Raw genomic sequence first — 25,863 nt, 5'->3', positions numbered from 1 at the left:
GGATCCACCCGCGCGGCCATCGGCTCCACGCTCTTGCGCGACAGCGGCAGCATCAGCCCCGTGCAATACCCCTTGAGCCCCGCATGGCGGTCCGAATGCCCCAGACCTTGCGCCAGGTGCTCCATGTACTCGTCAAACCGTTCGCTCGCACCCATCGTTCCTCGTCTGAAGAATGAAGAGTTGCGTATCGTGCCACGATTTTAATGACACAGTAAGACTAGGGAAGCGCTGATCAAAAGCTCGCGTCCCAGCACGCCGCCTACATGCCAGATGGCGTCGAACTCAGAGGCAATGCCGATGGCGCCGACGCGGCGGCGGAGTTCTTCTAAGGTGCCTCGACCCGGGGTCGCAATGTCACCACCGCTCCCGCCACGCACAGAAGAAGAATCAGCGTGTAGAGAGGAACGTTGCTGGCTCGCAGTTCGCCGAACAGGGGATCGCAGCTGAAGAAGACGCAACTGGCCACCAGCGTCACCAAGCCGGCGCCCCACATGACTAGCAGCAGGCGAGCRCCGAGCGCGCGACGGATGCGGCAGCTCCACGCATAGGCGAGGGTCGCCAGCAGGTCGATCGTCAGCGTGGATTCCAGCAGCAGGCGCAGCAGCAACCGGTTCGGGCAGGCGATGCGGCAGAGGTCGAATCCCGTGCTCCGGGAGGGCTCGAAGCTGGCTGCGAGCACGTCCTCCAAGGCCGTGCCCTGGCCCATTCCCTGCACCGGGGTGGGCCACATGCCGGCGCCGCCGAAGTTCCATTGGGCATAGGCGATGTCGTCCGAGGTCTGCTGCATCCGGTCCGGCGAAACAGGCAGAGGTTTGTCCGAACGAGCGCCGAACAACACCGGGATCACGCCCTGCAGGAAAGCCACCCGGCCATAGCCTCGCAGGTACGGCGTGTGGTCGACGCGTCGACGCAACTCGAACTTGCTTGAGGCCGTCGGCGCGCTGAGCATCACCAGGTAGTGCACCGAGATGTCGGTGCGGCCGCGGTAGCGCTGGCGGGTGGCCAGATCGGCGTTGTCATTGCTCGGCTTGGGCTGCGCGCTCTCCATGTAATCGGCCAGTTGCTGGAAGCCGTAGGCACTGTCTTCGTCCCCGAGCCTGGCGCCGGGCACGACGAGGTTGAGGTGGTACCTGCGCCCGACCGCCGCCATCTCTGCAATCAGCTGCAGCGTGAAATTCCGATGGAAGCGCTTGAACGCGCGCTGTCGCGACGGCCCGACCGAGGCATCGTCGAAGAACAGCGTGAGCCCGCCGTACACCTGCTCGCGCTCGCGCCAAGCCGGCATCAGCAAGGGTTCCAGCCAGTTCGAGCGCGCGTCCTCGAAACGAGCTTCGACCATCAGCACCGCATTGCGTGCCGCGGTGCGGACGAACTCCTCCAGCCGCGCCTGCGGCAGGTCCAGCAAGGCAGGCCAGTCGCGCCGGTAGATGACGAGGTCGAGGTCGGAGCCGTGCTGCCGGGCCGCGCGGGCGAATCCGCCGGACCGGCTGCTGTTCCAGCCGGTGGGGGCGCTCAGGCTGCCGTCGTCCTTGAGCATCGCCCCCATGAAGCCGATGCGGCTGAACAGCCCGAAGTCGATCAGTTGTGGTGCCTCGGTGGCCAGCCAGAACGGCATCAGGCCATAGACCGTTTCATAAGGGCGCGCCTCATTGCAGCCGCACGGGACGCTCTGCAGCAGCAGCGGCCTGGCGTCCTCGAGCGGGTGCCGTTTTTCAGCGAGCGTAACGAGCTGGGCCTGGATATCCGCCGGGAGCAGTGCGTCGTAGAACTGGGTCAGGCTTACATGTCCCGGCGGCACCGGGCCCGGCGACGGTGCGGGCGGGCAGCTCAGGTCATGGGCCAGGCCGCGCTTGTGTGACTGCTGCTCGACGTGGGCGCGGTAGTACTCGCAACGCCCGGCCAAGATCGCCTGTTCGAACAGCGGCCGGGTCGGAAACTCCACATCGGCAAGCGGCGCCAGTTGCGCCTTCAACTGCTCGACCGTGGGGCGCAGGGCGGCAGCCTGTGCGATGTCGACGAGGACGGGGGCACTGGCGCCGGCGTCGGCAGGTTCCGCCGCCACGGCCACGGCGGTGGCTTCCGGCGCGGATGTCGCGGGTGGCGCATCGTCCGGCGCCCCCAGCCATGTCTTGAGCTCGTCGCCGGTCAGCAAATAGCTGATGGGCGTTTCGCGGTGCAGGTCGGTGGTGGCTTCAGCCTCGTCGGACCCGAGGCTGCGCAGCACCGGCGAGGCCGCCGGCGCGGGCGCGGAAGCGGCGCGAGCTGCCGGGCGAGCCACCGACACGACCCGCAAGGCATAGGCCTGCTGAGCCAGCCGGCGTGACGCATCGTCGACCACTTCGATGCGGAAGTCGTACAGGCCGGTGCGTTCCGGCGCGCCGCGCAACAAGCCGTCTTCGCCGAGCGCCATGCCGGCGGGCAGCACGCCCTCGAGCCGGACCTGGTGCGGCGAGACGGAAGCGTCCACCAGCCGCAGCGGCTTGTAGGCCTCCCCGCGGCGCGCCGAACGCAAGGCGACGGTTCTCAGCAACAGCAGCGGTGCCGAGGCGGGCGTGGCCGCCGAAGCCGCCGTGTTCTGCGCCGGTGGCGGGTCCGACACGCGCGCCACCCCTTGCGCCTCACCACGCGCTGGATCGCCGTGCCCACCGGCCGCGGCCAGCAGCGCGGCAACCAGCAGCAGGCCGGCCAGCCGGCGCGCATGCCGGCAAGGTTCGCAGCCGGGGCGCCGGGTGCTCGAGGGTCGACGCTTGTCCATCACGGAATCCGTCCTTCCTTGCGAAGTTCCTTGGCGACGCCGCGGCGCAGGTCGTCGATCGACAGGGCGGAGCGCCCCGACTGCAGCGCGCTGAGGGCGCCGAACCTGACGGCGTTGGCGATCGCACCGCCGGCGAGTTCGTGCGCCTGCGCGAGTAGCGCGAGCTCGGCCTCGGCGATCTCGCGCCCGGCCGCGCCCAGCATCCCGGCCCACAGGCGCAGGCGCTGCGCCGCGTCGGGCATCGGAAAATGCACCATCGACTGGAAGCGCCGCGCAAACGCCTCGTCGATGTTGGCGCGCAGGTTGGTGGCGAGGATCACGGTGCCCGGGAAGTCCTCGACCCGCTGCAACAGGTATGACACCTCCTGGTTCGCGTGCCGGTCGTTCGAGCTGGACGTCGCGGTGCGCTTGCCGAAGAGCGCGTCGGCCTCGTCGAAGAACAGGATCCAGCGCCGGTTCTGCGCCAGGTCGAACACCTTCGCGAGGTTCTTCTCGGTCTCGCCGATGTACTTCGAGACGACCATCGACAGGTCGATGCGGTAGACGTCGGCCCCCACGGCCTGGCCGACCAGCGTCGCGGTCAGCGTCTTGCCGGTTCCCGGCGGGCCGTAGAACAGGCTGCGGTAGCCCGGCTTGAGGGCCCCGCCGAGGCCCCAGTCGTCGAGGATGCGCTGGCCGTGACGCATCCAGGCTTCGAGCGTCAGCACCTCGTCGAGCACGTCGTCGTCGAGCACCAGGTCGTCCCAGCCGAGCCGGGTGGTGATCAGCCGGGCGGGGAAGTCGCTGCTGAAGTCGGGTTTGTGGCGCGCGCCGGTGGTGACGCGGTCGAGCGTCTCGCTGCTCACACCCAGGCTCGCGGCGAGCGGCGGATCCCCGGGCATCGCCCGGTCGAGTTGCAGCACATCGCAGCGCCGGAACGGGTGGCTGTCGTCGAACATCGCGCGCAGCCGGAAGCGTTGGGCCAAGTCGGCGCCGGCGACGAGGAAGGCCGCCGTCTCCAGCGTCGGCAGGAAGCCGCCGTGCACACCGCCTTTTCGGCCACCGAACTCGCAGAAGCCGCGGTCGAGGTTCGGGTTGCGCGCCAGCAGCAGGTCGAGCGCCTCGGGCCGCAGCGCCGGCGCGAGCGCGAGCAGCAGCACGAGCCGCTCTTCCAGCCCCAGGCCGCATTCGCGCTGCAGGGCGGCGTAGGGCGAGGGGTCGCCGGAAAGATCCGGCGCCGCCAGCCCGGCGAGATCCAGCGGCTGCTGCACGTCCTCGAGGTGGTGTTCGAGGCGCGCGTTCAGCACGCGCTGGAACCAGTCCAGCTCGCGTTCGAGGGCGCGCGCATTCGCCTCGGCGGCCGCGCCCGGTTCATCTCCAGCTGACATGCAGCATCTCCTCCATCCAGGTGAGCTTCTGCAGGCTGTAGCCCCACGGCAGCGTGTCGAGCAGCATGTCGACCGGCCCCGGCTCGACGGCGAGAGACCAGCCGCCCTCGGCCCCGCGCTCCAGACGCCCGCCGCGTTGAAGGAAGGTCTCGCGCAGCCCGGCCACGCTGGTGCCGCCGAGCGCGCTCCAGTGGCTGAGGGCCGCGCCGAGCAGCTCTTGCACGACCGCACGTTCCTGCGCCGTGGCCGCGAAGCGCCGGTCGATTGCCATGCGGGGCGGGAGGCCGCAGAACAGCTTGTTGAGCACGAGGCGCGACTCCGCTGCCGGCTCGTCCAGCCCGTCGACGGCGAACTGCAGCAGGTGCACGGCCCTGGCGCGCGCCGCGTCGCCGGTGAAGTGGCCGTCGTCCTGCAGCAGGCCGAGGCGGGAGAACAGCGGCGGCATCCAGCGCCCGAGCAGCACCAGGCCGGCGTTGTCGACTTCGATGGAGGGGGCAGCGTCCTGCGCGGACTCTGGGAGCGGCGTCGACCACAGGCGCCCCAGGCGCTTGCCCATCGACGAGGCAAGCGACGCGACCGTGTCGGCGACCTTGCGCGCGAACGAACGCGCGGGTTGCGGTGCCACCTCTGCGTTGACGATGCGCTCGACCCAGGCCGCCTCGGCCGCGGGGGCCTGCATCTCGTCGCTCCAGCGGCGTGCGGCCTCGTCGGGCTCGATGCCGGCGTGCCGGGCTTCCTCGTGGACGAGGTCTTCGACGTAGGCGTCCGGGTCGAAGGCCGTGCCCGCCCGGCCCGAGCACGCCCGCTCCAGCGTGTGCACCCAGCGCCGCGCGCGGGTGGCGGCATCGTGCGTGGGGCTCGCGATGGCCGCGGCGAGCCAGGGGCGGGCGTCGGGCCATTGCAGGCCGGCCGCCTCCAGCAGCAGCGCATCCGGCCACTGCTGCACGATGCGGGCGGCATCGCCTTCGCGGACGGCGCGCCGCAGGGCCTCGCGCATCTCGTCGGGCCGCTGGCGCAGGCGGGCCCAGCGTTCGGCGTCGAGGTCTGCCACCGAAGGCCGCGTGCCGGCCAGCAACGCGTCGTCCCGCACATCCCCCGGCCCCTGCAGGCCCGCGCGTTCGCGCACCTCGCGTGCAAAGCGGTGCCCGTCGAAAGCCGCTTCGCCGCGGTCGGCCCACAGCTGGAGCAGGGTCGCTTCCCACAGCACCCGGTGAACGTCGTCGGCCGCTTGGGCCGGCCGGGCCGGTGCCTTGCCGGCCACCGCGGCGATCCAGCCGGCCAGCGCCTGCGAGCGACGGCCGTCGAGCCACAGACCCGCCACCTGCGCCAGCAGCCCGGTCGGCAGCAGGCGCACGAGGCGGCGCTGCAAGGCGGGCGCGCCACCATGCCGTTGCAGGATCGAACGCAGCCACGCACGGTCTTCGCGCAGCAGCCCGCGCCAGGCCGCCACGGTGCGGCTCAGCGATGCGTCGTCGAGCGCGGCACCGGCGTCCAGCGCGCGCTTCAGCTGCAGGCGCATCACGGCGCGCTCGGGCGGCACTGCCGCGCCGGACGCACGCGCGAAGACGCCTTCGAGTGCCGCCTCCCACAGCTCGGCGTCGGCGTCCACGCCCTCCGCCCGACCCGTCGGCGAGGCCTCGCGCAGCGCCCGCAGCACCCGCCACGCGGCCGCCGGCTCGTCGGGCAGCAGCGCCTGCACGAGGGCCTGCAACCAGTCGGCCTCGAACTGCGTGGCGAGCCGGCGCAGCAGCAACGCGCGGTCGGGCGAGGCGCGCAACGCGGCCGCGAGGCCGCGCGCATCCTGCTGAAGCAAGGCCTGCCCGAGCGCGCGCGGCTCCGCGGCGAACCGCCCACGTGCATACCAGGGCATGTGGCCGTGGCGCAGGAAGAACAGTAGCTGCTCCAGCTGCGCCCGCCGGTGCGCCACCGGCCGCGGGTGGCCCGCCTGCGCGCCGCCCTCCGGCGCCTCGCGCAGTTCGGCCAGGTGGCGGGCCAGGCTGCGCGCGAAGGCATCGGCCACGGCGGCAGACCAGTCGCGGCCTTCCTCCACGACGATGTCGCCGAGGTCGAGCTGCAGCGTGTCGAGCCGCCAGGTCTCGTCGGCCGGCACCGCGTCGTCGAAGGCGCTGTCGACGACGCGCGCCATCGGGCCGCACGCGAAATCGGCGAGCAACTGCTCGGCGGCGGCCTCGTCCGGCAGCGTCTGTGGAAAGCGCGCGAAGTCGACCTCGAGTTCCAGCGCGGCAAGGAAGTGGCGCTCAGCCATGGCGGTCTCCGGTGGGGGTGAGGTCGGCGGGCGGCGCAACGATGTGCGCCTCGACGCGGGCAGCGGCGGCGTCCAGCGCCGCCACGAGATCCGCCGGCACCGCGCCTTGCGCGTCCAGTGCCCGGCAGCTGCTTTGCTTGAGCTCGGCCCACTGCGCGAAGTCGTCTTCGAAGCGGCACATCTCGTCGAACGACAGCCAGCGGCATTCGGCGACGAGGTGGGCCGGGCAGGCGGCTTCCAGGGTCTCGCGGGCGAAGCTGCGGAAGGCCGCGTCGCGGGTGCGCGAGGTCCAGGCCGGGAACACGGCCGTCAGGCGCAGTGCGAGGTGGTGGGCGGGGCGCGCGGTCGCGCTGGCCGGTCGCAGCAGCAGGTGCTCGACCAGGTGCAGGCCGTCGCAGTCGTCTTCGACCCGCAGCAGGAAGCGGCGCAGGCTGTCCGCGGCGCGTGCCGCGCGGGCTGCGTCGGTGTAGTGGCCGAGCGTCCACCACCAGCCGTTCTCGTCGGGGCCGAGCAGCAGGCGCTGCGCCGATCCGCCCACCGAGACGAGCCCGTAGTGCTCGCGCCGCAGCCCGGCGCGCAGCAGCGCTGGCGGCAGCTGGCCGCCGTGCAGCGGCAGCATGCGGCGCATGTCGTGGCGCCACTCGTCCACGCTGGGGGCGCGGGCAGGGGGTGCGACCGGACGCGGGCTCACGGCCGGCGCCTTGGCGTCGGCGCCCGCGCTATCGACGATCACCAGGCGCCGCGGCAGCAGCGCGCGCGCCAGCGGTCGCGCCGCCGTGTTGCGGAAGCCCAGCAGCAGGCTCAGGCGGCGCAGCAGGTTCGGTGTGTTGTCCGCCTCAGCGTCGGCGCTGTTCGCCCACAGCGGCCGGCTGTAGTCGAAGCCGCCGGCGCGGTCGCGGCCGAGCGCCACCACATCGCGCAGCCAGGCCGCCAGGTTCTGCAGCAGCCAGGCGTCCTGCTCGTCGGCGTCCAGGTGCGGCGCGAACTGGCGCATGCCGTCCTGCGAGAGCGTCACGCCGTGCAGCGCCAGCAGGTGCGCAAGCGCCCGGCGCTTGCGGGCCGGTGGGTGCTCGAAGGGCTGGTGCACGTCGTCCAGCACGGCGGCGGTGGGTGCATCGAAGGGCGCTTCGCCGGCACCGCTCACGTCCTGGTGCCAGTAGCTGCGGTTCGAGCCCGTATCGATCGAGAACAGCGCGGCCAGGTGCCCGACCTGCGCCATGCCGTCGGCCAGGGCCTGGTCGAACAGCCGCAGGTAGGCCTTGAACTGCCGCACCCGCGCCCGCGTCTGCATCGAGGCCCCGGCGGGCAGGCCCTCGCGGCCCAGGCCGTAGACGACCGGGAAATCCAGCTGCACCGATCGGTAGCCCGAGGGCTTGCGATGCACGCCCTGCGGCAGCGGCGCCGCGATGCCGGTGCGCGGGCCGAGGCCGGCATCTCCGGCGCGCAGGTCGGCGTAGCGCAGGCGCAGTGCCTGGGGGTCGATGGCGACCGCGCTGCCGGCGCGTACCACGCTCAAGGCGGGGAAATCATGGCCGGCATCGCTGCCGTCAGGCACGCGCAGGGACTGCGCCCAGCCGGGCCCGCGCCACGGCACGCTGGTGGCGCCCACGGTGCCGGGTTGGCGCAAGGCATCCAGCCGAACGCGCGCCACGCCGTCGATCGCCTGCACCAGCGCCGACAGGTCCGACAGAAACAGCACGTCCGACCCCGCCGCGCCATCGTCGTGGATCAAGCGCCCGCGCTGCATGCGCGGCCCGCTGAAGAACTGCTCGAGCGCCATGCCGTCGCGCAGCGCCTGCTCCAGGCCGATGCCCTGCGGCGCGCAGGCGATGAAGCGTGCACAGCGGTCGTAGACCTCGGCCAGCACCTCCACCGCGTCGCGGGGGCCGGCCAGCTCGATCGCACCCAGCAGCTCCAGCGGCTGCTCTCGCACCTGGCTCACCGCGTCGTCGAGGTCTTCGCACAGGTTGCGCTCGCGTCGCCAGGCGGCCCGCGCCGCGGCGATGCGGCGCGCGGGTAGCTCGGCGTGGTCGGCGGTGAGCTTCAGCGTCAGCCGATGCACGCCGGCCAGCGTGCCCGCGGGCGTGAGCGTCGCCTCGTCGAGGCCGGGCACGGCATCGAGGAGCAGCCGGCGGTAATCGGGCGCCGTCGTCGCGCGGCAGGGGAACACCGCCTCGGGCCGGTGCAGCGAGAGCGCCTCGTGGTCGATGCGGCCATCGGGCCCGGTCAGGTGGTCGTGCACCGGAAAACCCGCCCGGTACTCCAGGTCGGCGAGCGCGAAGCACAGGTGTTCGAGCAGCGTGATGCCGGGGTCGTGCAGGTTGTGGTCGGTCCAGCGCTCGCCGGTGCTGCGCTGCAGGCGCTGCAGGCCCTCTGCGCGCAGGCGGGTGTAGGCCGAAGGCGGCGCATCGCGCCGGCGGCGCGGCAGGGTTTCTGGCAAGGGCAATGGCTTCATGTTCCGTTCGCCTTCGGCTCGTCGTCGAACCAGAGCCGCGTCAGGCTGGCCCGGATCGGCACGTCGCCGCCGTAGTCGCAACGCGTGCGCACCTGCAGCCGGTAGCTCGCCTGGCGCCCGCTGCTGCCGGTCCAGCGCAGCTGGATCTGGTCGCAGCGGCGGCCGTACCACATGTGCTGGGCGTGGATGCGCCGGCGCAGGCCGATCAGGTCGAGCCAGCCCGGCCGCGGGTTGTAGGCGTTCAGCGCGGTGGCGTGCATCAGCGCAAAGCGGCCGCCGCCCACGCGCCCCGCGCCGGCCACCACCTCGAAGGCCTGGCAGGCTTCGAGCGGGCCGGTGAGGTCATGCCACTCGCCATCGGCCACCGGCGGCGGCAGCGAAGGCGCGGCATAGCGGCCGATGCGGCCTTCGCTGGCGATCACGCCCGCCACCTCCAGCGCCTGCCGCGGCTCGGTGGTGCCGATGCCCACGCGGCCACGCGGGTCGAGCGAGAGCACCGGCGGCGCGGCGGCCTGGCCGCGCCGGCCGGTCACCGCGCCAGGGCGGAAAGCGAGCTGGTCCTGCTCGCCGCCATAGGCGATCGACCAGAGGGCGGTGCGCTGGTTCTGCTCGCGAAAGAAGCTCACCAGCGCGTCGTAGCCGGCGGGCGTCGACACCTCGACGCCGTTCTCTGCCGACTTGCGAAAGCCCTCGTCGCTCATGTTGAGCATCGAGTCGACGAGGTCGCCGAAATGGTCTTGCGTCGGCAGCATGCCGGCCCCGAAGAAGCTGCGCAGGGTGTCGCGGTTGCGGACGGTCATGGCGCGGTGCCTCCGACGATGAAGGTGCTGCCGATCGCCAGTTCGCGGATGCCGGCGGCCGGCGTGGCCGGAGCCTCGGGATCGCCGTGGACCGAAACGAGGTGCCGCGGCAGCGGCAGCGCGAGGCTCCAGGGTTGCGTGGCCCGCAGCACCGGGCTGTCGCCGTCGGCGCGGCGTGCGGTGTCGGCAAGGGCGTGGCGACGATCGTCGTCGCAGGCCACGCGCAGCAGCGACAGGCGCGACACCGCCGCCACGCCTTCCAGCGCGCGCAACTGCGCCAGCACGTCGTCGCAGCGCAGCAGCCAGTCGAAGCGCAGTTCGCAGCCGCCGTCCATCCACGGCGACAGGTGGTCGACGATCGCGCGCTCGACGCGCCGCAGCAGCACGCCCTCATGCACCCCGCGCAGCGGCTGCACGATGCAGCGCACCTGGATGCGCTCCCAGGCCGGGTTGCGCACGCGCAGCGTGGCCCACGGCGACATGCGTTGCGCCAGGAAGGCGCGGATCTCTTCCAGCTGGTCAGCATCGAGGCGTGGCGCCGCGGTGGCTTCGTCGTGCACGTTGCGCGTGCCGTGCGGTACCACGACGACGGTGGTGCGGCCGGGCTCGCCGCCGAGTTGCCGGGCGCTCAGGCACCGGGCCTTGGCAACCTGCGGAAAGCGGTCGAGCACCAGCCGCTCGAAGTCCCACGCGAGGCTGGCACGCCCCTTGTGGCGGAGGCGTTCCCCGGCGCTCGCTCGGAAGGCAGCAGTGCTTTGCGCGGGTCGGCCGCCGGTGACGGCGTCGCCCGGTGCGACGCCGGCCAGGCCAGGCACCGAGCGGCGCGGCTCGACCGCGGCCACCGACGTGACGGCCTCCATGGTTGCTTCGCTCTCGGCCTGCGGCAGCACGCGCACGGCCCGCAGCGCCTGCGCCTGCACTGACACCAGGCTCGCGAAATTCTCGAAGCCGCCGTCGGCAGACAGCCGCAGCCAGTGCAGGCCGGCGGGCATCACGCGGTGGTCGCGGGTCAGCCCGGCTGGCAGCTCCAGCGTGACGGTGCCGGTCTTCAGGAAGCCGCTGGTGGTGTCTTCCAGCACCCGGCCGGGCGCCAGCGGATGCCAGCTGTCGTGCATCAGGAACGACCAGTGCGTGCGCCGGGGTACCGAAGCGCCGACGGGATCCGCGGCATTCGCCGCATGCAGGTGGAACAGCAGCGTGAGCGGGCCGCGCAGTGAATCGGCGGCGATGCCGAGCAGCAGGCTGCCCTCGTGGTCCAGCTGCGGCAGCAGCCCGGGTGGCGTGCCGGCCGCGGCGGGGTGTAGCGCCTGCAGGCCGAAGGGACGCAGGTGGAACAGCTGCGCGCCGTGCTCGCCGTGGCCGGCCTGTGGCTGGGCCTGGTCCAGCCGCACGCTGTCGAAGGCCTCGTACGAGAGCGACAACTGCTCGAAGCTCGGCGTGTACGGCGGGTTCGGGCGCGGCACCGTCCGCCGCAGCCGGGCCTGCCGGGTCAGCGCATCGGCCAGCACGATCGGGTGGGCGGCGTGGCCGAACGCGCCCTCGGGCTCGCACAACTGCAGGCGGAACAGGCCGCCCTGCACGCGCGGACCGTCCAGCGGCTCGGGCGGGTGGGCGCGGGTGTGCTTGCGCACCGCCGCCGGGTCGAACGCGATCGTGTGGCCGGACAGCAGGCGCGGTGGCACGCCCGAGGCCACGAACAGCGGCACGGCAGCGTCCGCACCCGGCTGCCACTGGCCTTCACGCAGGATGGCCAGCCGCACCGCGGGCCGGCCCGGCACGTAGGCGGGCGCGTAGCCCTCGTACCAGGTGTCGAAGCCGCCGGCGACGGTCGGCAGGCCGTTCCATTCGACGTGCACCGTCAGCGCCCGCAGTTGCTTGCGCGCGAGTTCCGGCGAACCGAAGACCAGGCCCGAGGTCAGCGTGGGCAAGGGGCCGAAGGGCTGGAAGGCGCGCCGCGCGTCGAGCCGCCCGAGCTCGTTCTGCAGCAGCAGGTCGCGCACGCCGCTGGCCTTCACCTGCAGCGTGACCTCTTGCAGCGCCAGCCCGCCCAGCAGCGAGAAGCCGCACATGCGGCCGCGGGTGCCGAGCTCCAGGCGCAGCACCGGCAGCGGCAGCGTCCACTCCGCGCCGTGCACCGCCGGGTCGCAATCGACGATGGCCGGGTCGTCCTGGCGCAGCCGGATGGCGATCTGCAAGCCGCCCTCCGCCGTGGGGCTGATGTCGCAGGCGTCGGGCGTCCACCACCCATCGGCGGCGCTGAGGTGCAGCTCGAGGCCGCCGTTGACGAGCCGGCCGAACAGCAGCTCGCGCTCGGGCTGGCCTTCGCCGAACAGCAGGTGCAGCGGATGAGCGGGGCTCACCGCATCGCCACTGCGGGGGCCGAGCAGCCGCGCGGCGGCGGCGCGCAGCCGGGCCAACGCGTCGTCTGCCAGCGGCTCGCCGGAGATCAGCCAGCGCACGAACAGGCGGCCGAAGGCGGAGCGCAGGCCCTCGGCATCGGCGGCATTGGCGATGTCGTCGACCAGCTCGGCGAGCGGCCGCCCGCCATCGGCCGGCGCGACACGCAGCTGCATGCAGATCTCCCGCTCGCCCTCGGCCAGCGCGAGCGCGGCGGAGGCGACCGCCAGGCCCAGCCGGGCATCCTCTGCGCTCGATGACGCGCTGCCGCCGAACAGCGGCTGGTTGGGCTGACCCGCCGTCACCTGCGCCGCCTTGATGCGCGTCGCGAAACCGAGGTCGCGCTCCGGCGAGATCAGCGGATCGCGCTCCACCCGCAGCGTGTACAGCGCCGCCACCCGGGCCGGCGTGAGCGTGACCGCGCGCAGGCTGCGGAACTCGATGGTCTGCCGGGCGGCGTCCTTGCCGGCCTCGAACAACGTGCCCTCGGGCAACTCGAGCGGTGCTTCGGTGTTGGCATCGCGCCGGCACACCAGGTGCAGCAGCCCGGGCTGCGCCGCGGCGGGGCGCAGCCCGAGGCAATCGCGGTAGTAGAAATCGACGTGGCGCGACGCGAAGCGGTTCACCCGCTGCTGCACCGAGCCGAACAGCTCGAAGAAGGTCATCAGCAGCGCGGCGGCGGGCTCGTGGCGGCCGGTGGCCAGCGATTCGTCCAGCCGCTCAGCGGCGAGCGATTGCAGCCGGCCGATCGCGCCGAGGAACGCGAAGCCGATGCCGCGCAGCGTCTCCTGCTCGGGCAGCGCCTGGTCGAACAACGCCGCGGGCTCGCGCCACATCGGCGACAGGTCTTGCAGGCCCGCGGTGACGGGGCGGCCGTTCCAGCGCCGCGCGCCGAAGCGCCGCTCGAGCCATTCCAGGTCGTCGCTCAGGCGGCGCGCGATGGTGTGCTCGATCTCCTCGCGCACGGCGCGGGCCGCGGCTTCTTCGCTGCCGGCCAGCACCTTCCACCAGTGGTCGATGGCGCGGGCCAGCATCGTCACGCGCAGCGCGGCGCGCTCGGGCGAGGCGTGCAGGTCGCGCACGATCGCGCGCTGCAAGGCATCGAGGTCGAAGGCGGCGATGCGCGCGAGCACCAGCGATTCGTCGCCCTCGAAGAGGCGCTCCCAGCGGCCGCTCTCGCGGCCAGCCAGGTCGACGAAGGGCATGCGGCGGGCGAGGGCGGCTGCCATCGCGATGCGCTGCGCAAGGCCTGCTTCGTCGACGCCGAAGGGCGCGTCGCCGAGCAGGGGCGGCAGGCGCTGGTGCTGGGCGGTGCCGCGGGTGGAGTCGGTGCCGTCACTCATGACCTCGCTCCCGACTCGCCCAGGTAGAACGGGTAGACCCAGTTGCGCCGGTCGTTGCTGCGGCGGATGGTGTAGACGAGCTGCAGGCGCAGCACGCCTTCGACCAGCCCCTCGGTGCCGGTCTGCACCTCGTGCAGCACGATGCGCGGCTCGTGCACCCGCACGGCGCGCTCGACCAGATCGCGGATCTCGGCCAGCGTGCCGGTGTCCATCTGCTCGAAGACCATGCGGCGCAGGTCGCAGCCGTAGGCGGGGTGCATCGCCCGTTCGCCAGGCCGGGTCGACAGCAGGATGTGCAGGCTCTCCTCGATGTCCTGCGCGTGGTCGACCATCAGCGCACCGAGCTGGCGGTCGTCGAAGCCCGGCGGGAAGCCCCAGCCGGTGCCGATGAAGGAAGGGGGTCGGGCCATCGTGGGGTCTCCGTTCTTCGTGGGTTAAGTAGCGAACTCAGCCGCCGATCTGCACGGTGGGCAGGCCGAGCGCGATCTGGCCGCCGTGCGCCGTGGGGTCGCCGACGCGGGCCGCCGGCTTGCCGCCGATCAGCACCGTCATCGAGCCCTTGATCACCGCGTCCGGCGGGCCGACGCAGGTGGCCTGGTCGCCGACGACGGCGGCCGGCAGCTTGCCGATCAGCACCGTGGGCACGCCGGGCCCGATCAGCGGGCCGCCCACGTGCGGGATCGGCGGCAGGGCGGGCGTGACCATCGGGCACACGTGCAGGTCGGTGAGGCGGGCGGCGAAGGGCATGGTGGTGTGCGCTGTGGCGGGTCAATTGATCAGCACCATCGCGCCCTTGACGACGGCGTTGGCCGAGGCGGCGAGTTCGGCCGTCAGGCCCTTGGCGCTGAAGGCGCACTTGGCCTCGCAGGCGAGGTTGATGGCGGCCTCGAGCTTCACGTCGGCCTTGGAGGCGATGCTCGCGGCGCCGGTCGCGTCGAGCACGATGCGGCCCTTGGCGGTGAGCTGGATGTCCTTTGGGCTGTCGAGCGTGATGCCGGCCGGCCCGAGGGTCAGCTTGTTGTCGTTCTGGTCCTGCAGCAGGATGGATTTGTCGGTGTCGCTGATGACGATCTTGTTGGCGCCGGGCGTGGTGACGGTGATCACCTTGTTGGCCTCGTCGAACTCGATCTTCGACTTGCAGCGCGTGACGATGGCCTTGGTGTCGTTGGTGGCGGCCAGCTCGTAGGGCGGCGGCCGGGTGCTGCTGTAGAGGCTGCCCAGCACCACCGGGTGGCTGGGGTCGTTGCCGAAGTAGCCCAGCACGACCTCGTCGCCGATCTCGGGCACGAAGAAGCTGCCGATGCCCTTGGAGCCGTGGAACTGCATCAGGCGCGCCCAGACGCCGGCCTTCTCGGCCTGCAGCACCGGCACCGAGACCTGGATGCGGTGCTCGTTGGCCGGGTCGCCGTCGAGCTTCAGCACGGTGCCGATCTGCAGCCCCTCGATGGCGGGCAGCAGGCCGGCGGCGGCGGGCGCGCGCACGTCGGCGCGTTCGACGAACCACTCGGGCGAGAGGCCGAACTCGACGTCGGTGGTCCAGTCGCCATCGACCAGCTCGTGGCGCACGCCGCTGGCGTAGACCTTGCCGGAGAAGCGCTTGCCCATCTTCTCGAGCTGCACCAGCGCGCCAGGAACCAGCGCGGCGTTGCCTTGCACCCGCATGCGGCCGCGCACGCGGGCGAGGCCCGCCTTGAGCTGCAGGGCCTTGGCCCAGGCGGTGAGGGCCTCCTTGGCGAGCGGTGCGCCGGAGCGCACGAGCATCGGGCCGAGCTTGATCACGTCGGCAAGCGTGGCCGACGTGAGATCGCCCTGGCCGGCCGGCCCCGCCGGTGCGGCTTCTTCGCCGAGCACCGCCTGCTGCGTCTTCGGATCCCAGGCGACGGCCTGGGCGGCGGTGTACTGCGTGCGGGCGTCGATCTCGGCCTCGAACTCGATCAGGTCTTCGCCGTAGCGCACCGTCAACGCGGCCTCGCCTTCGGCCACGGGCGCCTTCACCACCAGCTTGTCGCCGACGATGACCAGCAGGCCGTTGGCCTCGGCACGCGCCAGCATGAAATCCCAGTTGCTGCAGTAGTGCTGCACCAGTTCGTCGTGCGTGACGGTGGTGGTGTCGACCTCGGCGGTGAGGCTGGCGGCGGACACCAGCGCCTGGATGATGGCGTCGTCGGTCTGCGCCAGGTAGTTGGCGTTCTTGCGGCCGATGGTCATGCGCACGGCTTTGTGGCGGCATTCGATCACCAGGCGCGGGTTGCCGGCGCCTTCCATGCGCACCGCGTGCTTGATGACAAGACCCTTGAACAGCGTCCTGGGCTCGGCATCGCCATAGCCGGCCTTGATCTCGATGGTGGCGCCGGGCTTGAAATGCTCCCCATCGCTGGAGGGCAGCGTGCCGGCGTCGATGTCGCCGTCGATGAACTCGAGCACGGCCGACGGGATGGCGTTGACGGCGTGGTGGATGCGCAAGGATTGCAGCGCGTGCCGCTTCCACACATCGCCGCCGCCACTCTTGATCTGGATCTTGAGCGGCAGGCCGGCGTTGTTCTCGCCGTCGTCGCCACTGCCGCTCGCATCGGCATCGTCGCCCTGCGTTTCGCTCTCGTCATCGCCGAACAGGTTCTGAAGGTCGTCGAGGGGCTCGTCTGCCGAGGTGTCGTCCTCGAAGGGATTCTGCAGATTGGCGAAGGGATCCTCCTCCTCTTCCTCGGCCTCGGGGGGCGGCGCAGGCGCAGGGACGGGCTGGCCCCGGCACATCGCGAACGTCAACTGCAGCTTGGCGCGCAGCGGCAGCCCGCTGGGAGCGAACAGCGTGTAGTCGACGGCCATGTTGCTGACCTGGCACGGCCAGGTGCTGGCCGCCCAGGTCACCTGGACCCGCGCGCCGCCGCTGTCGTCCTCGCTACCGGGCGTCAGCCCGAGGATCCGCTTCAGCAGGGCAACGGGTTGGGCGATGCCCTCGTCCGGTCGACCGTCCACGGCGGGCAACGCCCCCGTGTCGTCGAGCACCAGCGAGAAGGTCAGCGTCTCGTTGCCGATGCGGCCGATGCCGACGGGCAGCTTGTCTCCCGGCTTCGACTCGGCATAGCTGATGTCGAGGCTGCTCGACAGCTCGGACGGATTGATCGGCGCGGTGAAGGTGCCTGCGGTACCGCTGATCGTCAGCCGAGCCGGAGGGAGCGTGTTGTCGGTCATGCCAGTTTCCGGTCAGCCGGCGGCGAGGCCGGGCATGAAAAGGTCGGCGTCCATCGGCAGCTCGCGCAACGCAGAGAGGTTGTTCAAGCGCGCGATCTCTTCGCAGTCGACCTCGTCGCCGTAGACCTGCTGGCAGATCTCGGCGAGCGATTGACCGGGTCGGGCGCGAACCTCGCGCGGCATGCCGTCGGCGGCGGCCGGTGGCGATCCGGTCGGCACGACCACAGGGGCGATGAACGACAGATCCACGCGTGCCCGCAGCGGCGTGCTGTCCGGGGCGAACAGGGTGTACGACGTGCGAAGGCTCTTGAGCCGTCCCTCGTACAGGAACTGCCCCCAGAGGATCTGCACGAACGGGATCATGGTGGGCTCGCCCTCCAGCGCGGCAGCCACCCCGACCATGCGTTCGAGGTTGCGCAACTGGGCCAGCACCTCTTGCGCCACGCCGCTGGCCGGGGTCGGCACGGCTCCGGTGCCGTCGAGCACCAGCGAGAACGACAGCTTCTCGTCGTCGGGCGAGTCCGGCCGCTGGGCTTCGCCCTTGGTGCCCGGGGGCTGGACCTTGCTGTAGCGATGCGCGGAGGTGGTCTTGATCTCGGCAGGATTGATCAGGGCGATGAAGGGTCGGCCCTGGGACCGATCCTTGCGCTGGATCTTGAGGGGCAGCAGCATGTCAACGCTCCCGACTGCGGCGCAGCTCGTCGCGCAGCCAGGCCCGGCACTGCGCAAAGATCTGTTCCTTCAGCACGCGCATGTCGTCGGTGCGCTGCGGCCGGGGGGAGGGCGGCGGCGCGACGATGCGGCAGCGCACGGACAGTTGGCGGATCTCGATGGCCATGGGTCATCTCATTTCGTCTTCAGCACTTGCGTGTAGACCAGCTCGATGGTTTCGATCGCCACCTCGTTCTTCTTCGCCTCCAGCGGCTCGAACGACCACTTCACCGGGTAGGCGTTGTCGAAGGCCCAGGCACGCAGCGGCTGGCTGGTGGCACCCAGCAGCTGCACCTGCACGACCTGGGTCTGGATGCGTCTGGCAAGCCCGCCTTCGAGGGTCTTCTTGCACCAGGTCACGAGCCGGGAGTCATTCGCCGCGATGCCGCGCTTGAGCACCAGGCGAGGGTGCTTGACGGCCTTGGGCAGCTGGTGGACGAAGCGGTTCTCGCCGCCTTCGACCACCGACTCCAGCTCCATCTCGGATCCGATCCCGCTGACCTCGCGGAACTGGGCTTCCTGCTCGCTGGTGGTGCTGCCGAACAGCACCGCGAAATGGAACGCGATCGGGGGATCGAAGCGTTCCGGCACGTGATCGGGCTCGGACATGAGGGCCTCACGAGTTGGTGATCTTCAGGCCTTCGTGCGCGACGACCATGGTCTCGATGGCCGCCTCGCTGCCCTGGGATTTCAGGTCGGTGCTGGTGAACTTGAGCGGGAACGCGTTCGTCAGCGCCCAGGTCACGACGACGGCATCCGCCTCGTTGAGCAGCGTGATCGTCACCGGCCTGCGCTTGATGGTGTTCAGCTTGATCTCGGCGAACCAGTTCCACAGCGTGTTGTCGCCCTTGAAGGTGCCCTTCTTCATCGTGATGTCGCTGTACTTCTTCAGTCCCGGCATGCGGATCAGCGAGAAGTTCTTGCTGTTGCCGTGCCGGTAGTCGATGGGCTGCGTCTCGGCCTCCAGCCCCGAGACCTCCTGGAAGCTCATCTGGGCGTCACCCCAGTCCACGTTGAAATAGAACTTGGGCAGCGGCCAGATGTTGGTGGTTTGAGTGGCTCCGTCGGACATGGAATCTCTCCTTGGATCGAGTCAATGGAAGTGGGGGATGTGGGGCAGGCGTGCAGGCGTCGCTCAGGACTTCTGCATCTGCTGCTGGAAGGTGATCTCGATGAACTCGGCCGGGCGGCTGATGGCGACCAGCACGGTCACGCGCAAGATGCCTTCGAGGATGTCTTCGGAGGTCATCGTTTCGCCCAGGCCCACGTGCACGCTGAACGCGTCGTCGGGGGTGGCGCCGGCCAGGCCGCCGCGCTTCCAGATCCCGTTGAGGAAGCTGGAAATCATGCTGCGCATGCTGACCCAGGTGCCGCTGACGTTGGGCTCGAAGACCAGCGCCTTGGCGGCGAGCCGGCACGACTCCTCGAGCATGATCATCGTGCGGCGCACGTTCACGTAACGCCAGTCGAGGCTGTTGCCGTCGAGCGTGCGCGCGCCCCACACCAGCACGCCTTCGCCGATGAAGCTGCGGATGGCGTTGATCGACTTGCCCTGCGTGGTGACGTTCAGGTCTTCCTGGTCTTCGTGCGAGATGTTGACCGTGGGCGAGGTGACGCCCGCAAGGCTCACGTTGGCCGGCGCCTTCCACACACCGCGCGTGTTGTCGACCATCGTGTAGACGCCGGCCATCGCGGCCGAAGGTGGCATCAGGTTGAGCTGCGTGCGCGCGTCGGCGAGGATGGTGTTGAACAGCGGGCTCATCGTGGCGAGGCTCTTGTTCAGCAGCGCCTTGTTCGTCTGTACCGCGCCCTGCAGCGCGGCGGGGTCGAGCAGCTTGCGCTTGTCGGCATCGGACTTGGTCGACGCGTTGATCTCCTGCGTGAGCTCGGCGATCCACTGCTCGTCGGTCCTGGTCAGGTCCTCGACGGCCTGGAAGCGCTGCGTGAGCTTGGGCGGCGCACCGGCTTCGAGCGCATCGGGCAGGCCGAGCTCCTGCTTCAGCAGCTTGACCAGAACCTCGGGGTTGGCGACGTCGCCGTAGGAGAGGTCTTTCTCCTGCACCAGCGTCGTGTTGACCCACGGGTAGTAGGCGACGCCGAAATCGAGGTAGTTGATGCCGAGCGCGCCGCGAAAGGCCTCGATCGGATCGCCCTGCGGGCTTTGGCGATCGCGCTCGCCGCCCCACAGGTCGAGGATGGCCACGCGGTTGCGCATGCGGCCGCCGCAGTGCGCGAGCATGGCCTGCTGCAGCGAGATGCAATCGGCCTCGGCCAGCAGCACGGCCTCGGGGATCACGAGCATGGTGGGCTCCTGCTCCTTGACGAGCGGCTCGATGCCGGCGGCCAGCTTGTCAAAGGCCTGGTCCTGCGTGAAATCGCCGACCGAGACCACGTAGCACGGGCCGCCGCCGTTCTGGAAGAAGTGCAGCATCGCGCGGTAGAGCAGGTAGCGCCCGCCGGCGGCGCCCGGGGCCTGCGCCAGCACGTATTCGGTGTCGCCGGCGGTGAAGGCGGCGGGGGCGATGCCGTCGGCCGGGCGCGGCGCGATGGTGAAGCGCGGCTGCGGCGCGTGGCCGAAGAACTTGTGGAACTCGGCCATCGAGCTGATGCGCCAGGGCTTCATCAGCAGCGACTTGCCGCCGTTGTCGGCGTGCGCGGTGTAGCCGATGAAGGCAGGCACCGCGGTCGCGACTTCGACGACCGAGTTGGGGAAGGCGTTCTTCTCGACGATATAGACACCGGGTGTCTTCATGACGGCCATGGAGGGCTCCTCTCTGGGGTTGTCGCGTCAGCGATGGACGAAGATCTCGGAGACCCAGGTCTGGGCACCGCCGATCTCTTCGCGGGAAAAGTGGTGGGGGGCTGCGGCAGGCAGGCGCTTGACGATCACCTTGTCGGGGCGGGTGCGGGCGGCGTTGGCGGCGCTCGCGTTGTCGGGGGCGCGGCTGCGCAGCTGGAAGCGCTCCGGCGGCTGCTGGTGCAGCGCGATCGGCGACGACGCGCGGAAGGCGAGGGCCGGGCGACCGTCGGCCAGCTGGCGCGGGGGCAGCGGGGTGAAGCTGACCTGCTGCGCGAGGTCGACGATGTGCAGGCCGGGCTCGCGCCAATCGCCGACCAGGCAGTAGGTCCAGACGGTGGCGCGCGGCGCGAAGCGGATCAGGAAACGCTTGCCGGTGCGCAGGCGGGCCGGCGGGATGCGCACCAGGCCGCAGGGGTTGCCGTGCGGGGCCGCGAGGGCGAGCCTGCCGTCGTGGTCGATCTCGGCCAGCGGGCAGAGGTCTTCGTTGGAAGCGGCCTCGTGGCTGTGCAGGCGCTCGAGGCCGGTGGAGGCATCGGCCACCGCATTGGCGGCGTCGAACAACAGCACCTCGCGCTGCGGCCGGCCGCGCACTTCGGTGCATTCGCAGAAAGCGTTGTCGGCGAGGTGCAGCGTCCAGGCCAGCGCGGTGTCGTCCGCGGTGTCCTCACTCGGCAAGTCGGCCAGGCGATCGCGCTCGGCCCACAGCGCGAGGCCATGCGGCGTGGTGCGCGAGAGGCCGCCGACGCGGGCCACCAACCGTTGGCAGGCGGGCGTGGGCACGAAGCGCAGGCTCGGGCAGGCCTCGTCGGCGTAGTAGCCGTGGCGCACCTCGATCTCCAGCAGCAGGCTGTAGGCGCTCATGTCACTGCACCCCGACGCCGACTTGCGGCTGCGCGACGCGGGCCACTTCGGCGTAGGTGGTGCCTGCGTCGATGCTGACCATGCGCATGCGGTACAGCACCGACGGCATGTACTTGCCGCCCAGCAGCCCCCAGAGGTTGGCGAGCTCGGCGAACGAGAGGTTCTGGATGTCGAACGCGAGCTTGTCGATGCGGGTGTCGAGCTCGGGCGTGTTGTGGTGGTCGAGGACCGGGCGGGATTGGAAGAAACCGATCACCGAGGCGATGAGGCGCAGGGCTTCGGCATGGCGGCCGGCATCGAAGCAGGCGGCGAACATCACCTGCAGGTTCAGGCAGATGGGGGGCGGGGCGAGGGCGACGCGGCCGGCCGATGTGTTGCGGTTGGTGGTGGTGGGGAGGGTGTCGCGCTCGATGTTGACGAGGAACATCGAGAGGCGGCCGGTGGCCTGCGACGACAGGCTGCCCTCGGGCTCATGCAGGCTGGCCAGCGACACCAGGTCTTCGACCACGCCGAGCGAGCGGCGCAGCGACTCGTTCAGCGAGGTGGCGATCTGCAGGAGGGCGGTGTCGATCATGGGGCGGCTCGGCTCGGTTTCGTTCATCGGTTGGTGTGGATGAACGATAGGGAGCGGCGGCTTTGCCGCGCATCGGCGGGATGCGGAGATGGGGGTTCGGATTGCGCGTGGGGTAGGCTTGCCGATTCGGCGAGGGGCTGCGGGAATGGCGAGGGATCGCCGATTGCGCGAGGGTGGGATCGCAGATTTGGCGATGCCCTGTTGAATGCCTACCGGCTACGGTCGCGAGGGCGGTCGAGTGGTCGATCGATTCAACAGGGGGTGCGGGAATGAAGGACTTTGTTTTGCAGCGGGAGGCTGAGGCTGAGCAGGGGCGTGCGGCGGCGGATCGAGGGACTGCGCAGCGGAAGACGGCAACAGGTCCGCTTGCGAATGGGGCGAGACTGACGGCGCAACGGCGCGCGATGGATCAGCTGGGAATGACGGAGCTTGTGCAGCGCATGGCTGAAGACGACGAGGAGGAACCGCTGCAAGCCAAGCGCGAGCCGGTGCAGCGGGTCGAGGGGGATGAAGAGGAGGAGCCACCGCTACAAGGGCGGTTCGCTGATGCGGCCGTTCAACGGCAAAGCGCCTCAGAAGACAACAGCGCGACGCAAGCAGAGGCTGACGAAGCGAATGGAGGCTTGCCGGCGCAATTGCGCGCGGGGATCGAGGCTCTATCAGGAATGGATATGGCGGGCGTGCGAGTTCACCGCAATTCCAGCCAGCCGGCGCAACTCAATGCGTTGGCCTATGCGCAAGGCAACGACATCCATCTCGGGCCGGGGCAAGAGCAACATTTGCCGCATGAGGCTTGGCATGTGGTGCAGCAGCGACAAGGCAGGGTACCAGCAACGACACGGTTGGCGCAAACGAACGTCAATGACGATCAGTCGCTGGAACGAGAAGCTGACGCGATGGGAATAAATGCGACACGAGCGAGTGTGCCGAGCCAGACGAATGATGCAAATGAAAGATCGGATGCATTGAGCGGATTTTCATTGTCGGCAATGTCGCCGGGCCGGGGATACATAGGGACGATGCAGCTGAAAAAGCAGGACGCGGAAAATTATATAGTCAATGAAAATCTTGGAATAAAGAGCGACAAGGAATCTGTCGCGAAATATATAAACGACACGACCAAGTCGACCAATATTCGAAAGGGGCTGCTGGATGCATGGAACCACAATACCTCCCCTCGCTGGACTATCCAAGAACCCGTAGACTTCGGCGCGACCAGTTCTTCGTCGGGAATGGAAATCGCCGCCGCGCTCGGGGGATACGATTCCGACGAGGGCACCCCGATGAATAAAAAAACACACAAGACCCTACGCAGGCAAGAGAGTGATTACACAGGTGAATCCATGACAACCTCGATATCGAAGGAAGATTTCCGAGAATCCAGCATTGAGTTAAAATTTACAAATGGTTATAAATTTAGCTCAACCGCATCGGGCAATCTTATTCATGGTAAGGGTTTCAGCACAGGGCAATCAAGCTATATGAATGTTTTCCGCGAGTTGCGGAAAGCGGGCGGAAACACGAATGACCGGGCGATAGCGACACTGCTGCGTGATGGCTTGTTAGACATGCCAAAATTTACTAGCGCCATAAGTGTCTTCAATGAGGATTCACGAAACAAATTCAATTTCGCTCTGTCACTCTTCTTCAACGAAATAGTTGGTCGATCAACATCAAACCTAATCGAAATAGTTGCCATACTAGAAAAGACTATCACGGAGAATGATAACGATCTATTCCGCCGATTTCAGGAGTACGCCCTGTTGCTTCCCTTGGCGAAAGAGCACAAGCAAATCGGCGGGCAGAAGCTGTCGCGGATTGGCCATGGCACCATAGACGAGTCGAAGTTGGATACGGATCTGAAGGATCTTCTGCAAAGGAATCGACGCTTTCATACCGCCATGCAAACTGCTGCAGGCGCGAAAGATACAGATGAATTCATGGGGAGTGTCAAGAAAGTAATAGATACTTTCGTGGAAAATTTTCAAAGCAACGTGACGATGACAGAAAAATAGGGTCGAAAGCTGGGGGTCATGTTTTGCCTTTTGCCTCATCCCCCGTGATGGCGGACAGAAACAACGTTTCCATCGCCTGTTCGGTGATGGTCATACTGTGAGCATCACTTCGCGGAGACGGCTTTGGATGTACTTGGATTCGGAGACCACGGCGAGTGGTTGAATTTCCGGCTACTCCACGAGGGAGGGCTGGCCGTCGACGCCATCAGCAGGGAAGCGCTGGAAGACCACTTCAGCGTTGACCATGCCGAAAATCTGTCCTCGGTCTGCGCATCGCGTCGCGATGAAATCGATGCTCGTGTCCGCCCCAGGCTGGTGCCCGGTATGCAGTACACGCGCGAGTCGCCGCTTTGGGTTCGGACAACTGACCTCTGAGTGGCATGAGCTGGGGTCAAACCAAGGAGCAGGGGGTCAGGTCTTGCCTTTTGCCTCCGCCACCGTCATGGCGGACAGAAACACCGTCTCCATCGCCTGAGCGTCGAACCAATCGATCGCCCGCGGCTCGAGCGTCTGCTGGAGCGGCTCCTACATCACTACAACTGCGCATTCAAGCGTCGCAATACGGTCGGTCACGGGGGTCGGGGCTTGCCTTTTAATCCCCCGCCATAGTATGCCCGCATGTCCCGCCCTCTGCGCATCGAGTTCCCCGTCGCATCTACCACGTCACCTCCCGCGGCGACCGACGCGAGCCGATCTTCGAAGACGACCGAGACCGCGAAGCCTGGCTCATCACACTGGCCCAGGCGCTGCAGCGGTTCGATGTCCAGGTGCTCGCCTATTGCCTGATGGGTAACTACTACCACTTGGTGCTGCACACCCGCCAAGCCAACCTGTCGCTGCTGTTGCGGCACCTGAACGGCGTCTACACGCTGAGCTACAACCGCCGGCACGGCAAGGTCGGCCATCTCTTCCAAGGACGCTTCAATGCGATCCTGGTCGATCGGGATGCCTACCTGATCCAGTTGTGTCCCTACGTGGAGTTGAACCCGGTTCGAGCGGCGATGGTGGACACCTTGGAGGCGTGGCCGTGGTCAAGCTACGCGGCCCACACCGGCAGGGCGCCGGTACCACCCTGGCTCCACACAGTGGGTCTGCATGGCTACCTGTTGGAGCGGCCGGCAGTCACCGCCGCCGACCATCGCCAGGCGGCCCGGCGCTATGCCCAAGTGGTGGCCAACGCCCAAGGCCTCGAGCTGTGGGAAGACGGGTTGCGCCAGCAGATCCACCTTGGCGATGCCGATTTCGTCGACCGCATGCAAGCGCTGATGGATCCGCCGCGCCTGGCCTAGCGAGACATCCCGAAGGTGCAGCGTCTCGCAGAAAAGTCTCTGGCCCACTGGCTGCAATGCACACCCACGAGAGAAGAGGCGCTTTACCGGGCGCACACCGAAGGCGGGTTGTCGATGACGGCGCTGGCTCGCGAGCTCGGGCTCTCGGTCTCGCGCATCAGCCGATTGATTGCCAAGGGGGAACAGGCGGCCTGAGGGTGTCGACCGCCGTCACCGCAACCTCTCCGACAAATCCCTCTCCACAGCCACCCTCGACTGCACGTCCCACCGCGTCATGTTCCGCAGGCTCATCTCGAAAGCCCCCGGCGTCACACTCTCCGTCCCCACGAACGGCCGGTCCATTGCCGCGACGAGGAAGAACACCAACCCCATCGACACCGACAGGATCCCGATCGCGCAGCGGTTGAAGCGCGTGCGCGGCAGCACATAGGTCGGCATCACGGTGAGCAGGGTGCCCAGCACGACCACGGCCCACAACGCGCCGGGCACTTCACCCTGGCTCGACGCCACGCGCACGCGGCGAAACTTCACCAGCTCATTGACGCGCGCCCAGATCTCGGGCATCAGCGCCGAATCGGCAGGCGTCACCGGCTTGACCTCGGCGACCGCGCGGAAGACTACGTCGAACAGGTCCCGCGCCTGCGGGCTCTCTTGGCCGATGCGCATCGTCGGCCACTCCTCGTCGACAACGGTGCGCGCATAGCCCCTCAGCCGTTCGCGCGCCTCGCGCGATGCCGGCGTGTTGTACACAGCGAGGTCGCGCGCCAGTTCGCCAATGGCGTTGGCTTCAGCGCCCACGGCCTTCTCGGCGCTGCCGAAGGACTCCCAGGCCGAGACAGCGCAAAAGGCCAGCAGCAGCGAGTTGATGGTCGCCACCACCGCCAGCAGCGCGATGGCCACCTCCCTCTCGGCGTCCCGGAAAGGCGTGCGCACGAAGCGGTGGAACAGTGCATGGCCGCCCACGCCAAGCGCGGCCCAGGTGGAGACGATGACCAGGCCGAACAGCCAGGCGGGAAGGTCGTAGAGCCACAGCGGCATGGG

At 69.2% G+C, this 25,863-nt stretch carries 20 protein-coding genes; 2 read left to right on the top strand and 18 right to left on the bottom strand.

Annotated elements, in window-relative coordinates; translation table 11 throughout:
- The 17 genes from ACXJLU_RS18815 to ACXJLU_RS18735 form a co-directional block, all read right to left on the bottom strand.
- Positions 1–155 (bottom strand): transposase (locus ACXJLU_RS18815; RefSeq protein ID WP_457332459.1); only part of this gene is annotated, 155 nt, incomplete at its 3' end.
- A gap of 170 nt (positions 156–325) precedes the next feature.
- Positions 326–2,755, bottom strand: a complete 2,430-nt coding sequence (locus ACXJLU_RS18810) for a hypothetical protein (protein ID WP_457333542.1) — start codon at positions 2,753–2,755, stop codon at positions 326–328.
- Positions 2,755–4,122 carry an ATP-binding protein gene (locus ACXJLU_RS18805; RefSeq protein WP_457333540.1) on the bottom strand — a complete coding sequence of 456 codons (1,368 nt, stop codon included), beginning with the start codon at positions 4,120–4,122 and terminating at the stop codon, positions 2,755–2,757. The genes ACXJLU_RS18810 and ACXJLU_RS18805 overlap by 1 nt, the downstream gene beginning before the upstream one ends.
- A complete protein-coding gene (locus ACXJLU_RS18800; protein WP_457333538.1) occupies positions 4,106–6,388 on the bottom strand; it encodes a contractile injection system tape measure protein in 2,283 nt (760 codons plus the stop codon). Before ACXJLU_RS18800 ends, ACXJLU_RS18805 begins: the two co-directional genes overlap by 17 nt.
- Positions 6,381–8,843 carry a hypothetical protein gene (locus ACXJLU_RS18795; protein WP_457333536.1) on the bottom strand — a complete coding sequence of 821 codons (2,463 nt, stop codon included), beginning with the start codon at positions 8,841–8,843 and terminating at the stop codon, positions 6,381–6,383. The genes ACXJLU_RS18800 and ACXJLU_RS18795 overlap by 8 nt, the downstream gene beginning before the upstream one ends.
- Positions 8,840–9,643: a hypothetical protein gene (locus ACXJLU_RS18790; RefSeq protein WP_457333534.1), complete on the bottom strand. Its 804-nt coding sequence runs from the start codon at positions 9,641–9,643 to the stop codon at positions 8,840–8,842. The genes ACXJLU_RS18795 and ACXJLU_RS18790 overlap by 4 nt, the downstream gene beginning before the upstream one ends.
- Positions 9,640–13,383: a hypothetical protein gene (locus tag ACXJLU_RS18785; RefSeq protein WP_457333532.1), complete on the bottom strand. Its 3,744-nt coding sequence runs from the start codon at positions 13,381–13,383 to the stop codon at positions 9,640–9,642. Before ACXJLU_RS18785 ends, ACXJLU_RS18790 begins: the two co-directional genes overlap by 4 nt.
- A complete protein-coding gene (locus tag ACXJLU_RS18780; RefSeq protein WP_457333530.1) occupies positions 13,380–13,793 on the bottom strand; it encodes a GPW/gp25 family protein in 414 nt (137 codons plus the stop codon). Before ACXJLU_RS18780 ends, ACXJLU_RS18785 begins: the two co-directional genes overlap by 4 nt.
- A gap of 37 nt (positions 13,794–13,830) precedes the next feature.
- Complete coding sequence (locus ACXJLU_RS18775; protein WP_457333528.1) at positions 13,831–14,130, bottom strand: PAAR domain-containing protein; 300 nt, start codon at positions 14,128–14,130, stop codon at positions 13,831–13,833.
- Between the two features lie 21 nt (positions 14,131–14,151).
- Positions 14,152–16,572 carry a type VI secretion system tip protein VgrG gene (vgrG, locus tag ACXJLU_RS18770; protein WP_457333526.1) on the bottom strand — a complete coding sequence of 807 codons (2,421 nt, stop codon included), beginning with the start codon at positions 16,570–16,572 and terminating at the stop codon, positions 14,152–14,154.
- A gap of 12 nt (positions 16,573–16,584) precedes the next feature.
- A complete protein-coding gene (locus ACXJLU_RS18765; RefSeq protein WP_457333524.1) occupies positions 16,585–17,244 on the bottom strand; it encodes a CIS tube protein in 660 nt (219 codons plus the stop codon).
- 1 nt (position 17,245) lies between these two features.
- The gene (locus ACXJLU_RS18760; RefSeq protein WP_457333522.1) at positions 17,246–17,410 is read right to left on the bottom strand and encodes a DUF5908 family protein; all 165 of its coding nucleotides are present in this window, start codon (positions 17,408–17,410) and stop codon (positions 17,246–17,248) included.
- A gap of 8 nt (positions 17,411–17,418) precedes the next feature.
- On the bottom strand, positions 17,419–17,892 hold the full coding sequence (locus tag ACXJLU_RS18755) for a phage tail protein (RefSeq protein ID WP_457333520.1): 474 nt from the start codon (positions 17,890–17,892) through the stop codon (positions 17,419–17,421).
- Positions 17,893–17,899: 7 nt separating this feature from the next.
- Positions 17,900–18,355 (bottom strand): phage tail protein, encoded by a 456-nt coding sequence (locus tag ACXJLU_RS18750; RefSeq protein WP_457333518.1) that lies wholly within the window; start codon positions 18,353–18,355, stop codon positions 17,900–17,902.
- Between the two features lie 63 nt (positions 18,356–18,418).
- A complete protein-coding gene (locus ACXJLU_RS18745; protein WP_457333516.1) occupies positions 18,419–20,044 on the bottom strand; it encodes a phage tail sheath family protein in 1,626 nt (541 codons plus the stop codon).
- 27 nt (positions 20,045–20,071) lie between these two features.
- Positions 20,072–20,944 (bottom strand): hypothetical protein, encoded by an 873-nt coding sequence (locus ACXJLU_RS18740; RefSeq protein ID WP_457333514.1) that lies wholly within the window; start codon positions 20,942–20,944, stop codon positions 20,072–20,074.
- Between the two features lies 1 nt (position 20,945).
- Positions 20,946–21,518 carry a Pvc16 family protein gene (locus ACXJLU_RS18735; protein WP_457333512.1) on the bottom strand — a complete coding sequence of 191 codons (573 nt, stop codon included), beginning with the start codon at positions 21,516–21,518 and terminating at the stop codon, positions 20,946–20,948.
- Positions 21,519–21,787: 269 nt separating this feature from the next.
- Here ACXJLU_RS18735 and ACXJLU_RS18730 point away from each other — a divergent pair, with 269 nt between their 5' ends.
- Positions 21,788–23,533 (top strand): eCIS core domain-containing protein, encoded by a 1,746-nt coding sequence (locus tag ACXJLU_RS18730; RefSeq protein WP_457333510.1) that lies wholly within the window; start codon positions 21,788–21,790, stop codon positions 23,531–23,533.
- Between the two features lie 605 nt (positions 23,534–24,138).
- Positions 24,139–24,822 (top strand): transposase, encoded by a 684-nt coding sequence (locus ACXJLU_RS18725; RefSeq protein WP_457333544.1) that lies wholly within the window; start codon positions 24,139–24,141, stop codon positions 24,820–24,822.
- A gap of 210 nt (positions 24,823–25,032) precedes the next feature.
- Here the strand turns inward: ACXJLU_RS18725 and ACXJLU_RS18720 are convergent, their stop codons facing one another.
- Positions 25,033–25,860 carry a bestrophin-like domain gene (locus ACXJLU_RS18720; protein WP_457333508.1) on the bottom strand — a complete coding sequence of 276 codons (828 nt, stop codon included), beginning with the start codon at positions 25,858–25,860 and terminating at the stop codon, positions 25,033–25,035.
- Positions 25,861–25,863 lie beyond the last annotated feature (3 nt).

Source organism: Rhizobacter sp. P5_C2 (assembly GCF_054049715.1).
The sequence above is the reverse complement of the archived record's forward strand: the minus strand, read 5'-3'. Positions and strand labels throughout refer to the sequence as shown.